The 10,461-nt window shown below is 60.7% G+C and carries 19 protein-coding genes; all 19 read right to left on the bottom strand.

The window, feature by feature from the left end; genetic code table 11:
* Positions 1 to 636 precede the first annotated feature (636 nt).
* A complete protein-coding gene (locus OVY01_RS20975) occupies positions 637 to 864 on the bottom strand; it encodes a transposase (RefSeq protein ID WP_267849516.1) in 228 nt (75 codons plus the stop codon).
* Between the two features lie 14 nt (positions 865 to 878).
* Positions 879 to 1,781 carry a phage portal protein gene (locus tag OVY01_RS20970; RefSeq protein WP_267849515.1) on the bottom strand — a complete coding sequence of 301 codons (903 nt, stop codon included), beginning with the start codon at positions 1,779 to 1,781 and terminating at the stop codon, positions 879 to 881.
* Complete coding sequence (locus OVY01_RS20965; RefSeq protein WP_267849514.1) at positions 1,781 to 3,460, bottom strand: terminase large subunit; 1,680 nt, start codon at positions 3,458 to 3,460, stop codon at positions 1,781 to 1,783. Before OVY01_RS20965 ends, OVY01_RS20970 begins: the two co-directional genes overlap by 1 nt.
* Positions 3,461 to 3,463: 3 nt before the next feature.
* Positions 3,464 to 3,937: a terminase small subunit gene (locus OVY01_RS20960; RefSeq protein ID WP_267849513.1), complete on the bottom strand. Its 474-nt coding sequence runs from the start codon at positions 3,935 to 3,937 to the stop codon at positions 3,464 to 3,466.
* 104 nt (positions 3,938 to 4,041) lie between these two features.
* Positions 4,042 to 4,251: an HNH endonuclease gene (locus OVY01_RS20955; RefSeq protein WP_267849512.1), complete on the bottom strand. Its 210-nt coding sequence runs from the start codon at positions 4,249 to 4,251 to the stop codon at positions 4,042 to 4,044.
* Between the two features lie 186 nt (positions 4,252 to 4,437).
* Positions 4,438 to 4,737, bottom strand: a complete 300-nt coding sequence (locus OVY01_RS20950) for a hypothetical protein (protein WP_267849511.1) — start codon at positions 4,735 to 4,737, stop codon at positions 4,438 to 4,440.
* A gap of 100 nt (positions 4,738 to 4,837) precedes the next feature.
* Entirely contained in the window at positions 4,838 to 5,443 is a 606-nt protein-coding gene (locus tag OVY01_RS20945) for a hypothetical protein (RefSeq protein WP_267849510.1), read from the bottom strand.
* Complete coding sequence (locus tag OVY01_RS20940) at positions 5,444 to 5,854, bottom strand: nuclease domain-containing protein (protein WP_267849509.1); 411 nt, start codon at positions 5,852 to 5,854, stop codon at positions 5,444 to 5,446.
* Entirely contained in the window at positions 5,848 to 6,015 is a 168-nt protein-coding gene (locus tag OVY01_RS20935) for a hypothetical protein (protein ID WP_267849508.1), read from the bottom strand. Before OVY01_RS20935 ends, OVY01_RS20940 begins: the two co-directional genes overlap by 7 nt.
* The gene (locus tag OVY01_RS20930; protein WP_267849507.1) at positions 6,012 to 6,758 is read right to left on the bottom strand and encodes a hypothetical protein; all 747 of its coding nucleotides are present in this window, start codon (positions 6,756 to 6,758) and stop codon (positions 6,012 to 6,014) included. Before OVY01_RS20930 ends, OVY01_RS20935 begins: the two co-directional genes overlap by 4 nt.
* Positions 6,758 to 7,213 (bottom strand): DUF1064 domain-containing protein, encoded by a 456-nt coding sequence (locus tag OVY01_RS20925; protein ID WP_267849506.1) that lies wholly within the window; start codon positions 7,211 to 7,213, stop codon positions 6,758 to 6,760. Before OVY01_RS20925 ends, OVY01_RS20930 begins: the two co-directional genes overlap by 1 nt.
* Entirely contained in the window at positions 7,210 to 7,407 is a 198-nt protein-coding gene (locus OVY01_RS20920; RefSeq protein ID WP_267849505.1) for a hypothetical protein, read from the bottom strand. The genes OVY01_RS20925 and OVY01_RS20920 overlap by 4 nt, the downstream gene beginning before the upstream one ends.
* Positions 7,404 to 7,532 (bottom strand): hypothetical protein, encoded by a 129-nt coding sequence (locus OVY01_RS20915; protein WP_267849504.1) that lies wholly within the window; start codon positions 7,530 to 7,532, stop codon positions 7,404 to 7,406. Before OVY01_RS20915 ends, OVY01_RS20920 begins: the two co-directional genes overlap by 4 nt.
* Positions 7,529 to 7,795 (bottom strand): hypothetical protein, encoded by a 267-nt coding sequence (locus tag OVY01_RS20910; RefSeq protein WP_267849503.1) that lies wholly within the window; start codon positions 7,793 to 7,795, stop codon positions 7,529 to 7,531. Before OVY01_RS20910 ends, OVY01_RS20915 begins: the two co-directional genes overlap by 4 nt.
* Before the next feature lie 12 nt (positions 7,796 to 7,807).
* Positions 7,808 to 8,926: a hypothetical protein gene (locus OVY01_RS20905; RefSeq protein WP_267849502.1), complete on the bottom strand. Its 1,119-nt coding sequence runs from the start codon at positions 8,924 to 8,926 to the stop codon at positions 7,808 to 7,810.
* A gap of 40 nt (positions 8,927 to 8,966) precedes the next feature.
* Positions 8,967 to 9,314 carry a hypothetical protein gene (locus OVY01_RS20900; RefSeq protein ID WP_267849501.1) on the bottom strand — a complete coding sequence of 116 codons (348 nt, stop codon included), beginning with the start codon at positions 9,312 to 9,314 and terminating at the stop codon, positions 8,967 to 8,969.
* 77 nt (positions 9,315 to 9,391) lie between these two features.
* Positions 9,392 to 9,574: a hypothetical protein gene (locus tag OVY01_RS20895; protein ID WP_267849500.1), complete on the bottom strand. Its 183-nt coding sequence runs from the start codon at positions 9,572 to 9,574 to the stop codon at positions 9,392 to 9,394.
* On the bottom strand, positions 9,571 to 9,864 hold the full coding sequence (locus tag OVY01_RS20890; RefSeq protein ID WP_267849499.1) for a hypothetical protein: 294 nt from the start codon (positions 9,862 to 9,864) through the stop codon (positions 9,571 to 9,573). Before OVY01_RS20890 ends, OVY01_RS20895 begins: the two co-directional genes overlap by 4 nt.
* Positions 9,861 to 10,304 carry a phage regulatory CII family protein gene (locus tag OVY01_RS20885; RefSeq protein ID WP_267849498.1) on the bottom strand — a complete coding sequence of 148 codons (444 nt, stop codon included), beginning with the start codon at positions 10,302 to 10,304 and terminating at the stop codon, positions 9,861 to 9,863. Before OVY01_RS20885 ends, OVY01_RS20890 begins: the two co-directional genes overlap by 4 nt.
* Positions 10,305 to 10,461: the final 157 nt, after the last annotated feature.

Genomic DNA, 10,461 nt, shown 5'->3' with positions numbered 1-10,461 from the left:
TACGTAGAAAGATCCAGTCGTGGCGGTCGCATCCATGATGCGTAGCAGGGGACCACTGACTGACCCGTTTCCTTTCGAACAGAACTCGCTGTTCTTTCGAAAGAATACGAGCTAACGGGCCAAGCTGACAATGGCGGTTTTTCTATCTACCGAACGTTCGATGCCAAACAGGCAACAGGGCATGTCTGCATATGCCAAATCCAGTCGTGGCGGTCGCATCCATGATGCGTAGCAGGGGACCACTGACTGACCCGTTTCCTTTCGAACAGAACTCGCTGTTCTTTCGAAAGAATACGAGCTAACGGGCCAAGCTGACAATGGCGGTTTTTCTATCTACCGAACGTTCGATGCCAAACAGGCAACAGGGCATGTCTGCATATGCCAAAGCTGAACTTCAACCACAAAACCTCATGAAAACCCTCTCAATCATCGTCTTTACGGATAATTTTTTCGATCCAGATTTCGTGTAGTTAAACTCGCTATATAGCCGCACAACTGGCCCTGGCAGTTTGGTTGAAGTTCAGCTTTGGCATATGCAGACATGCCCTGTTGCCTGTTTGGCATCGAACGTTCGGTAGATAGAGTCGAACCAGGTGGACTGGATCGAGGCGCCCGCGCCCGACGCGATCCCGCAGATCAAGAGCCGCGTGCGGGCAATGGCATCGGACTGGCACCCGTACCCAATAAATACTCGCGCCGCCATCGGGCAAGCTGGTTCGTGTTGAGGCCGTTGGCTAACGCCACCGCGGCCATCGAGACGTCGGGGCGCAACGTCTGTTCCACCAGTTCCCGCTTGAACGTCGTGCTAAAGCGTCGACGTGCTGTCGACGGCTTGACCTCGATTACATCCGGCTCTTCTCTCATCGCTTCCGATCCCGTTATGAAATCGGCAATCCTCGCGCTTTTAGATCGGATGGAGAAGATGTACTGGCTGGACGCTTACGTTCAACATTCATGGCCCGCGTTTCCAGCATCTGCGCGGCCTCCGGATCCATCGTGATGCCCTGGTACTTCAGCCCGCTTTCGAGCACCATCAACTTTCCGGCATTGGTGGAGCCCATAAACGTCGCAAGGTTCTTGCGGATCTGGTCTCGCTGGTCAGGCCGGAGCGTGTTTTCGCTGCTGAGAAAACCTGACGATTGCATGCCCTGCGCGAATATCTTCGCGGCCGCCTCTTCCGCCGCCATTGCCGAACCAAACAGCTCCCGACCCTCTCGAATGGGATGCATACCGCAGATTCCATCCAGGCCGAAACCTCTGATGTGCATCATGTTTTTTACCGGTATCGTCCGCTCTCCGGACGAGTCGGTGTAGGTGTACTGCAGTTGCCCATTGTCGAGCCGCTTGACGACGACGTTTTGCGGCAGAAGCGGATTCAGCGCTACCACACGCGCACCGATCATGATTTTTTCGACGAACGCGTTACCGCGCAAGCAAATGCTTGCCACGATGAACAGCATGAAACGCCCCGGCGTCATTTCCAAGTTTGGAGATTGACTCAGCAGCCGGTACAGCGGGTGATCAGTGGCGATCGCCCGCGATCCGTCGGCCTGCTTCCGGTATACCTTGAGCGGCAGCGTCGACACCGTCTCGGAGAGGAGGCGAATGCACGCCCAAACTGCCGACAGCTGCATTGCCGTGTCGACAGATACGTTTTTCCCGCTCGCGCTCTTCGAACCGAACCATTCTTGCCAGAAAGTGCCATCGGTAAGTCCGATTGGGACGCCCATCCAGTTCAACAGCGCCGACTTCACCCGGCCCGGCTTTTTGCTGCCTGCCATCACACCCCCACCATGATCGGGTCGTCGAAAAATCCGTCCGCGCTGTAGCGCGACTCAGGATTCAAAGCCATCAGCGAAATAGCGTCGAAACTGGCCATAAGCGGGTCGATTTTTGACGTCCCGCTTGCTTGTTTCGTAATATTCACCGCGTTTCCTACTGGAACGACCCGAGCGTTTCCGACGCTCCAAGCCATCAACGACTGGCCGCCGTGGATCAACACGCCTTCTGCCAGCTTCCGCTCGGCAGTCTTGATTGCGCCCGACAGTTTCCAGCCCTGCGAAATGCCGATCACCTTGTCCTGCGGGACGTCTGCCTCGACGAGTGCATCGAGTACCGCGCCGATGCCAGCTGGGTCGGCGCCAACACGGTCAAGCAGACCGGCAACCTCGATCATCGAGACGATTTCCGCAACTTGCATCACGTCGTCACCCATTTGATCGACGACCGTCAGGTCGCCCGCCTTCTCGAAGTCGCGCAGCGCCGGCGCGATTTCCTTGCGGCGATCAAACACGGATGGGTGCGCCCAGGCATGCGTCCACAGAAGCCAGCGCCGCGTTTCACGCTCGCGACCTATTACGGCCAACCCCAGCAAGTCGTCGAGCCCGCCGCCATCTATGCCCACGTCGATGACCTCCGAGCGGGCAATCAGATCGTCCAGCGAGAGGCACGGCGCCAGCGCGGCAGCCTCCCAAAAGTCGGCGCCAGCCCACCGGTCGCTGCGCAGAGCGAGGCCGATTTCCACGTTGCCGTGCTTCGCCAAGAAGCCGCGGAACGATGCTTCACCCTCAGTTTTCGCCTTAGTGAATTCGCGCAGTAGGAAAGCGCGATCTACCGAATAGCCGAGATTCGGATTCACCATGGCAAGGTTTTCAGCGAGCAGATGCTCTTTGCTCGCCACCATTTCGGGCGGGTGCTCGAAAATCACCGGCACGAAACATGGGTCGATGACCTTACCGTCGCGAACGTCGCGCGCGTACTGCAGCTTTTGGCGGAACACGCCCGCCGGCGGATCGTCCGATTGCGTCGTCAGGTAAATAACGAAGCCTTCCGGGCGTGACGCCAAGCCGCCGATTGCCTCCCGCAGCATGTTCTCTGCACCGGCTTGCTTGCCGAACAGCCACAACTCGTCGACCAGCGTCCCCACAGACTTTTTCCCGCCTACCGTATTCGAGTCGGCCGCGACGACCTTCAGCGTCGCGCCAGTGTTACGGTGCGTTATCGTCTTGATGTGCGTTTGAACCTGGAGAAGCTCCTCAAGCTCCTCGTCATGCTTCACCATGTCCCGGCTCGGGCTGAAACTGTTCTGCGCGACCTCGATCGTCGGGGCCAGAATCGCGAATTCAGCCGACTGCCGCCAGTTCAAAATGACCGCGGTCATCATGATCCCGGCGGCGATGGTCGACTTCGAATTTTTCTTCGGCAGGCAGATGAACCACTCGGTAATCAGACGGCGCCCGCTCTCCGGGTCATACGCACCGAAGATCGAGGCGACCAGGTCGAACACCCATTCCGCACACGACTCGCCGAACGTCGGGCTGCCGGGCGCGTCTACGATCTTGAGCGCCTTGAAAACTTCGAGCGCTTGCTCAGACTGCCCCGGGAAGATCGGAGGCGGAATAATGGAGTCGCCGCGCTTGAGCCGTTCCGCCCAATCGACGCAGCTTGTCTTCCATTCCATCGCCTACTTCCGGTTGTTCACGACCAGCTTCGGCGGCGCCGTCGCGGCGAATTTTCCTGCACCCGCCTTTTTGGCGGCGTCTGCCTTCGCGTCCTTCTTTCCGGCCTCGCCGACCTTCGCGTGCATGAACGGCATGAGCGCCTTCGCCGCGTCCACACGCAGCTTCTGCTCGGTCCGGCCGTCGTTCATTGCAGCAATCAGGAACGCCTTCGGATCCGTGAAGGTCGACAGCGCGTCTATGTTGAAATCGGCCGGCACCCGCGGCGCGCCAGCCTCTTTCTCGGCCGGCTTCGCTTTTGCCTCGCGCTGAATCCGGGCCGCCTCCAGGTACAGGACGACGTCCTTGTCTTTAACAAGTCGCGACCCGGCAGCCGATGCCGTTTTGGCGCTGTATCCAGCAGCAACAGCCCCGTCTTTATTGGACTTGCCGGCTAAAACAGCGTCGGCGAAACGCCTTTTCTTTGCTGTTAAAGCCATTAACAAAACCTCAAAACGGGGAAAAATTCTGCGAATGCGGGAACTGGCGGTCTAGAAAGTTTTTACCTGCCAACTCTCGACCCACCCTCCCCTGTGTGTACTAATTACAAAGCGCCCTCTTGCCTCTGCTTCTCGGCACTGTGGTGGTGGAAGCACAGCGATTGCCACCGCGTTGTATCCCAGAACACCTTCATGTCGCCGCGGTGCGGGTCCATGTGGTCAACCACTGAGCCGTAGGGGGCTGCAATGCCGCGCGTCGCGCACTCGATGATGACGCCTTCAATCGTCGTTGCGACGATGCCCGCATCGCGCATGCAGAAGACACAGAACGGGTGATTGCGTAGATGCCCGGCCCGCGCCTTCTGCCATGCATAGCCATAGCCGCGGGCCGTACTGCTCTGCTTATCGGTCCGCCATGATCCTGGCTGAAGAACTGCAACGCGGCTGACAGACGACGTCGGAAGCCTGAGCTTCAGCGTCTGCAGCCGCGGGGTAACCACTTAGGCGGCCGGGTATGCGGCGGACAGCGCGGCAGCCGTGGCGGCCTGGACCTGCTCGGTGGTCAGCGATGCGTCGACCGACTTGAGCAGCAGCGCGATCTGCACTGCGGCGCCGACCTTGTCGACGGTTGCGGGGATGGTTGCATCGGGCATTGCGATCTCCTTGAGAATGACGGTAGGAACGGCGGCAGCATGGGCGCCCACGATCTTCGTGACATCAGCCTCAACAGTCGCGACGACCGCAGCTTCCTTGCTCTTGAACCAGGAAGCGATCCTCTGAAGCACGGATGTGATGGTCATTGCGATCTCGATGGGCCAATGCAAAAAGCCCGCACGGCTATCGCTATGCGGGCTTCTGAATTCGTTTGCTACGGACGTGACTACGCCGACGAAGGTGATTCTAGAGGATGCGCGCCGGGTTTACAAGCGCTTTTATCAGACCTTTCGCATAGAGTTGCGGGCGCATCAAATCTTTCGCGGCCGCATAGTCGCCGTCTTGGGTTTCCGGATACCGCGGATTCTTCCACACGGTCGAGCCGGTCACCATGTTGCGCATCGCCGTGCTGACAGCGATCCGGTGCCGCACGCCCAGCGCCAGCACGAGCGGCTCGACAACCTTGCCCACTTCCGCGCGCAGATTCGCGTCGACCTGCTCGCCCAGCTCGTCGTACGTCATCCATTGCCGGCTGGACCGGTACTCGCGGCAGGACGCATCCGCAGTCCGGTATCCGACGGCCGGGGTGTACGTTTCGCTCCACTCGTACCAGTCAAGCAGCACGGCGTCGATGTCGTCTTTCGGAATGACGCCGCACAGATCGAGAATATTCATGGATTGCCTCTTGCCGTAGTTTTCGCATCTGCTGCCGTGCGGCGCGCCCAATGCACAGGTTTTGTGGTCCGCGCCGAAGAAGCGCTCTGATCGTTCGTGCGGGCAACCCTTGCATGTGCCCGCCTGATGGTCTTCCAGGATTTTCGCTGGGTCGCTGAATTCGCTGAGGCGGGTCATTTATGCTGCCTCGCGCGGCACGCCGTCGCGATATGCCGACCAAGGCGAGTACGCAGCTTCCCATGTCGCGCGCTTCAATTCGCCCGGTGCCGGCCCCTGGTCAAGCCATGAATGGCAGCGCCAGCACCCGGGCACCGTGAACCGGTCTGCTGCCTTCTGCCCCATGCCCTTGCCGTACTCTGCCCAGTTCGCATGGCACGGCACCACGGTCGCGATCTCGTTGCGGCAGACGCCTGGGACGCGCAGATAGCACGGCTGCCCGCGGCACGCCGCCAGCATCGCCTTGTCGTGACCGGCGCGCTTCTTCGGTGCCTTTTTCTTGATGGGGCCCGAGCGGCGCGGAAGTGTAGATCGCTTGAATGGGTCGAGGGTGCGCGGGTCAGGTCGCTTGAAACCGGTGCGCTTCAGCATCGCGTCGCACCCCAGCGAATGGCGACCGTCACCGCACTCGGCGTCAGCAATGCAAACGCTATCCCTACCGTTACACCCGCCAGCCACACCAGGCCGCACACCAGCGCGAACAACGTCGCCGTGATGATCAACATGCCCTTCAATGCGGGACTGAAACTCATGCTGCCACCGCCTGCGCCATGCAGATGCCCCAGACATTGCCGGCGAGTGGGCGCAGGCGCGCGAGGTTTTGCTCGATGGCTGCAGCGGCCTCATCAGACGCCTTTCGCCGGAAATCACGATCGAGGAAGGTCTCCGTCTGCCGCAGAACCCCGCGACCCGCCACGCGATTAGCCGTGTGTTCGACATAGGCGTCAGGCATCGGGACATCAGGACCCTCGCAGATTTGCCAGACCGGCGAGAACTGCCCGAATTTCTGCCGCTCCGAGTCGACGATGTGCAGCTTTCCGCCGTTGCCGTCTCGGCGATGGCTCCGAATCGCCATGCAGACCGTCGACGAATGAATTTTGAGAACGTCGACCATCGCGGCCTGACTGAGCCGACGTCCATCGGACATCAGCGCGAGAATCAGGTCGATTGCGAGCGGCGCCTTGCGGGCACTCTTTCGCCGCGCCCTCGCTTTCGGTTCCCGTGCAACCTTTCCCGCATCAGGCGCGTCACTCAGCTCATATATGGGCGACGGCACGCCGGTGCCGCGGATTTCCTGATCGCCTGCATACCTAATCCGGGGCAAACTGCCGACGGCGCGATGCCTGACGATCGCGCGGGACACTGTTGGACGAGGCATCGCGAGGTCGCGGCAGATTTCGATCTGGCTGTATGTCTTGCCATCCGCCAGCAGGCCGATGATGCGGTCAATAGCGCTGGGCGCTTTCTGTTTTCCGCGTGGCTTTGTCGTTCCCATCAGTTCACCTCCCTGATGCTGATGCCGTGTACCTGGAGCATCAGCTTTCGCTTGATCACGTAGTCCTTCGTCTTGCGCGTGATTTCCGACTTCACGTCCTCGACGACCAGTTCACCGCCCTCCACATACGAGAAATCGGCCCGGTACTCCACCTTCCGCTCGGCCCGGCCATCGGCGCGGCGCTGCGCCGGCACCAACAGGAACACGTGCTGCATGGTCAATTTGCCTATCTCGCCTGCCTCTTCCATCACCTTCAGCACCCGGTACCGCCGCGACTCTTTCGCGCTGTCGAATTCATGACCATCGACGTTCACCTTTGTGTTGCCGTACTTCGCAGGCTTCGGCGCAGGCTGCGCTGCCGGGTGCGGCCGAGGCGCGCTCACCGTCGGCGCGGCGTTGATCCTCGCCGTGCCCACATGCGTCGCGCCGTCTGGAACCCTCGGCCACCCCTTCATGCCTTCCGTCTCCGCTTCACTTCGCTGATGATTGCCTCGTGGTTCACCGAGGCGCCGTAGGACCGTTCCACCATGCGCGGCAGCACGCGGTCCGGTACACCCTGCCGCGCCAGCGAGGCGGCGCACCATTCCTCGGCAGGCGACAACGCGGCGGGAAGGTCGCGCAGCGCCGGCGGGGCGCAACGGGCACTCATCTGCACAACGCCCATACCATTAACAAAACGACCGGAGGGACGGCCGCGGCAATGTAGTCCGACTTCACTGCGACGAGCAGCGCGATCACGAACAGCCCTCCCATCAAAATGTCGAAGCTGCTCATGCCTTGCCCCCGATCCAGCGCCAGTACGTCGAGCGCTTGCGCGACGGATCTGCCGGGCCGATGTTGCCGGCCTTGCGCTCGCGCTTGATGACGGCGCCTGCAATCTGATCCGCGAGGTTTTCGCATGCTGTTGCGGTGCCTACGGTTAGTTGCTTTTTGATTCCCGCCCTGATGTGGTAGCGCTGGAACATGAACTGCCGCTTCATTGACGCGACGACATCGTCAATCAACCCGTCGGGAATTTTTTCGCCGCTCACTTTCATGGCTGGTCCTGGTTATGCCGCGGCCGAGCCGGGGCGCAAATCGTTGAAATATGCGGTCAGCGAGAGGAACACCGACTCGGTGCCGCGCCATTCCGCCAGCAGTTTGTCGATCCACGGGCCCTGGCCGGCTGCCTTGAACACGCGGGCTTTGAACTGGAGGAAGTCCTCGCCGTCCTGCTGCGGTTTGACACGCAGTTCGACGCCGCGCCGCTTGATGCCGTCCATGGACAGGTGCCATTCCGTATCGACTGCGGCGGCCGCGCCGCTGCCCTGCTTACCTTCCGTCAGCCAGCCAGCGCGGAATCCTGCCCAGCTGTTCTTCGCCGCCATCTCGACAGCCGCCGCCGGCGTCATCCCTGCCTTCACCGCCTCAGCCTTCACGTCGTCCCATGCCGTCAGCGTCAGCGGACGCTGCTTCTTCTTCCGCGCCGTCAACCAGTCCTTCGCGTGCTGCCGATTGACGCCTTCAGCAACCAGGGCCTGCAGCGTAATCGTGTCCGGCTCGGCGGTTTTGTCTTTCGCCGTTGCCGTTTTGTCAGCGCCTTCAGACACAGGCGGCGCCAGCCGCAGGGTTTTCTCTTCTCCTGCTTTCTCTTGTTCTTCTAAACCCTTCTTGCCCTCCAAATTTGGAGGGGCTTCCGGGCGTATTTGGAGGGGCTTGCCGGTAAATGTGGAGGGGCTTCCGGGCGTTTCTGGAGGGGCTCCGTTTTCGGAGGGGCTCCGTATTTGGAGGGTCTTAGACCCACCAGATTTGGAGGGGCTCCGTTTTTGGACTCCTTTCGCATCAATCTCATGACGGTACGGAGGGCCAAGCACCTCCATTTTTTCAGTGCGCGGGTTCCACGCCTGAACGATCACGGAATCAGCCGGCGCCAGCATCTGGTACACAACGATGCTGCGCGTCTCGCCCTTGCGCCCTTCGGTCTCCATGAGGAAACCCAGGTCGACCAGCTTCTTCCGGCACTTCCGGATCGTCTTGATGTCCATCTCGAGGTCGCTTTCCAGCTCCTCGTTGGTGACCCAGGACGTGTAGTCCTCCGACGCCCAATGCGCGTAGGTTTTCAGCAGGGATTTCGTGGGGCCATCGCCAACGCGTTGACGCTTCGCCCACTGGTATGCGTAGCCGCTCATTGCGCGCCCCCATTGGTTGGAAGCGCGTCAAACGCTGCATCTACCCGCCGTGCTTGGCGCAGTAGGGCTTTTCCTCGAGCAGGCGCTTCCACTCCGCTGAATCTGTCACCTGATGCCCGCGCACGAGGTTCTTGCATCGGCGTCCGGCCCGCGTAAGGGCATGGCAGCACATATACCCACCTGAATGCATCCAGTCGGCAAACTCGTCCGGTGACATCCCGGAAAGGCGTGCAGGAAGATTGATCGCACCGACTGCATATGCCGCTGCGTCGGCTTCTGATATGCCCATTGATCGATGTCCGGCGGGATTCGGACACTGAAAGTGGATTTCCACGCCAACGCGGCGCAACATCCGAATGGCCTCTATTATTTGGTCGCGATTCAACATAGGCTCTCTCGTCGAAGAAAGTCTGATTCTGCATCAATCGATTGCAGATAATCATGATCTTGCTGCTCATGGCGTGCTCAGTGGTCGCAGGGCAATGAGCCGTCCGGACGCGTGTAGGCGCCGCAGGACAGGCATTGCCGGGCCGGGAGGTCCTGGGCGGGCGCTGACGCCATGCCCAATGACGGTTGCGCGATGCCGGCGGCTTCGGCGCGCGCTTGCGCCGGCATGGCGAGCGCTTGCTCGACGTGCGAGGCGCTCATGCGGCACCGCCAGTCGGCAGGCCGACGAGCTGCTGCAGCACGCCGTGCGGACCCTTCTTCTGGCCACGGTCGACCAGGTGGCCCTTGTCCATCAATTCCCGAACGCGGCCGCAGACCGACGACAGGCGCATGCCCGTGGCCTCAGCGATCTCGTCGCGCGTCATCGCAGCGCGGGACGTCGGAAACTCGTTCATGACGGCTTGCTGCGTCGCGCTGAAGAAATTCAGCGTCAGCGCGTGGAATGCGGCGCTCTTCGTCCGCGAGTGGCGGCTGTGCGTGTGTGCGGTCATTTCTCTGCCATCCCTTCAATCCGGCCCACCAGGCCAAACAGCGAGCGGATATGCGAAAACACGCGGTCCTTGATCTTCGCGACCTCATGCGCCTCGACACGGCTGTCGGCAAACGTCGCGTTCACCTCCTTACCGATGTCGCCGTTCGTCTCCCACGTCTTCGCCATCCATTCCAAGACCTCGCCGTCCGCGCAGTTTTCCGGCGCCGGCAGCTCGATTACGATCAGCCCCAGTTCCGTGGCAAAGGCATCGATCAAAACGCGGCTGCCCGTGATCTGCGACAGGCGCAGCGCCTCGGCCAACGTCACGTGGTGCGTCGTGTTGTTCGGATTGACCTTGTTGCGCAAAACCGCCGACGACATGCCAAGCCGCGGCGCCAGCGACTCAGCGCCGCCCGGGTAATCGTGAACAACTGCGTATGCTGCGTCGGCGATGTGCATTTCAAGCTCTATCGAACGTGGAAACTAGGGGTTGACCCGGATAAAATTCGAATCAACAAATAAAAAATTCAGTACCGGGGGTGTTCCGTGGGACCAGATCCAGCGCCAGCGCGCGCGGCACAATCGCGCCCTCTTTCCTCTACCGCCGAAGCTGCCA

Source organism: Robbsia betulipollinis, from assembly GCF_026624755.1.
Classification (GTDB): Bacteria; Pseudomonadota; Gammaproteobacteria; order Burkholderiales; family Burkholderiaceae; genus Robbsia; species Robbsia betulipollinis.
The sequence above is the reverse complement of the archived record's forward strand: the minus strand, read 5'-3'. Positions and strand labels throughout refer to the sequence as shown.

What these genes read in the sequence shown, in the direction of transcription:
- OVY01_RS20975 (WP_267849516.1), bottom strand. Translation starts at nt 864, where the DNA reads ATGAGAGAAGAGCCGGATGTAATCGAGGTCAAGCCGTCGACAGCACGT.
- OVY01_RS20970 (WP_267849515.1), bottom strand. Translation starts at nt 1,781, where the DNA reads ATGGCAGGCAGCAAAAAGCCGGGCCGGGTGAAGTCGGCGCTGTTGAAC.
- OVY01_RS20965 (WP_267849514.1), bottom strand. Translation starts at nt 3,460, where the DNA reads ATGGAATGGAAGACAAGCTGCGTCGATTGGGCGGAACGGCTCAAGCGC.
- OVY01_RS20960 (WP_267849513.1), bottom strand. Translation starts at nt 3,937, where the DNA reads ATGGCTTTAACAGCAAAGAAAAGGCGTTTCGCCGACGCTGTTTTAGCC.
- OVY01_RS20955 (WP_267849512.1), bottom strand. Translation starts at nt 4,251, where the DNA reads ATGCGCGATGCGGGCATCGTCGCAACGACGATTGAAGGCGTCATCATC.
- OVY01_RS20950 (WP_267849511.1), bottom strand. Translation starts at nt 4,737, where the DNA reads ATGACCATCACATCCGTGCTTCAGAGGATCGCTTCCTGGTTCAAGAGC.
- OVY01_RS20945 (WP_267849510.1), bottom strand. Translation starts at nt 5,443, where the DNA reads ATGACCCGCCTCAGCGAATTCAGCGACCCAGCGAAAATCCTGGAAGAC.
- OVY01_RS20940 (WP_267849509.1), bottom strand. Translation starts at nt 5,854, where the DNA reads ATGCTGAAGCGCACCGGTTTCAAGCGACCTGACCCGCGCACCCTCGAC.
- OVY01_RS20935 (WP_267849508.1), bottom strand. Translation starts at nt 6,015, where the DNA reads ATGAGTTTCAGTCCCGCATTGAAGGGCATGTTGATCATCACGGCGACG.
- OVY01_RS20930 (WP_267849507.1), bottom strand. Translation starts at nt 6,758, where the DNA reads ATGGGAACGACAAAGCCACGCGGAAAACAGAAAGCGCCCAGCGCTATT.
- OVY01_RS20925 (WP_267849506.1), bottom strand. Translation starts at nt 7,213, where the DNA reads ATGAAGGGGTGGCCGAGGGTTCCAGACGGCGCGACGCATGTGGGCACG.
- OVY01_RS20920 (WP_267849505.1), bottom strand. Translation starts at nt 7,407, where the DNA reads ATGAGTGCCCGTTGCGCCCCGCCGGCGCTGCGCGACCTTCCCGCCGCG.
- OVY01_RS20915 (WP_267849504.1), bottom strand. Translation starts at nt 7,532, where the DNA reads ATGAGCAGCTTCGACATTTTGATGGGAGGGCTGTTCGTGATCGCGCTG.
- OVY01_RS20910 (WP_267849503.1), bottom strand. Translation starts at nt 7,795, where the DNA reads ATGAAAGTGAGCGGCGAAAAAATTCCCGACGGGTTGATTGACGATGTC.
- OVY01_RS20905 (WP_267849502.1), bottom strand. Translation starts at nt 8,926, where the DNA reads ATGAGCGGCTACGCATACCAGTGGGCGAAGCGTCAACGCGTTGGCGAT.
- OVY01_RS20900 (WP_267849501.1), bottom strand. Translation starts at nt 9,314, where the DNA reads ATGTTGAATCGCGACCAAATAATAGAGGCCATTCGGATGTTGCGCCGC.
- OVY01_RS20895 (WP_267849500.1), bottom strand. Translation starts at nt 9,574, where the DNA reads ATGAGCGCCTCGCACGTCGAGCAAGCGCTCGCCATGCCGGCGCAAGCG.
- OVY01_RS20890 (WP_267849499.1), bottom strand. Translation starts at nt 9,864, where the DNA reads ATGACCGCACACACGCACAGCCGCCACTCGCGGACGAAGAGCGCCGCA.
- OVY01_RS20885 (WP_267849498.1), bottom strand. Translation starts at nt 10,304, where the DNA reads ATGCACATCGCCGACGCAGCATACGCAGTTGTTCACGATTACCCGGGC.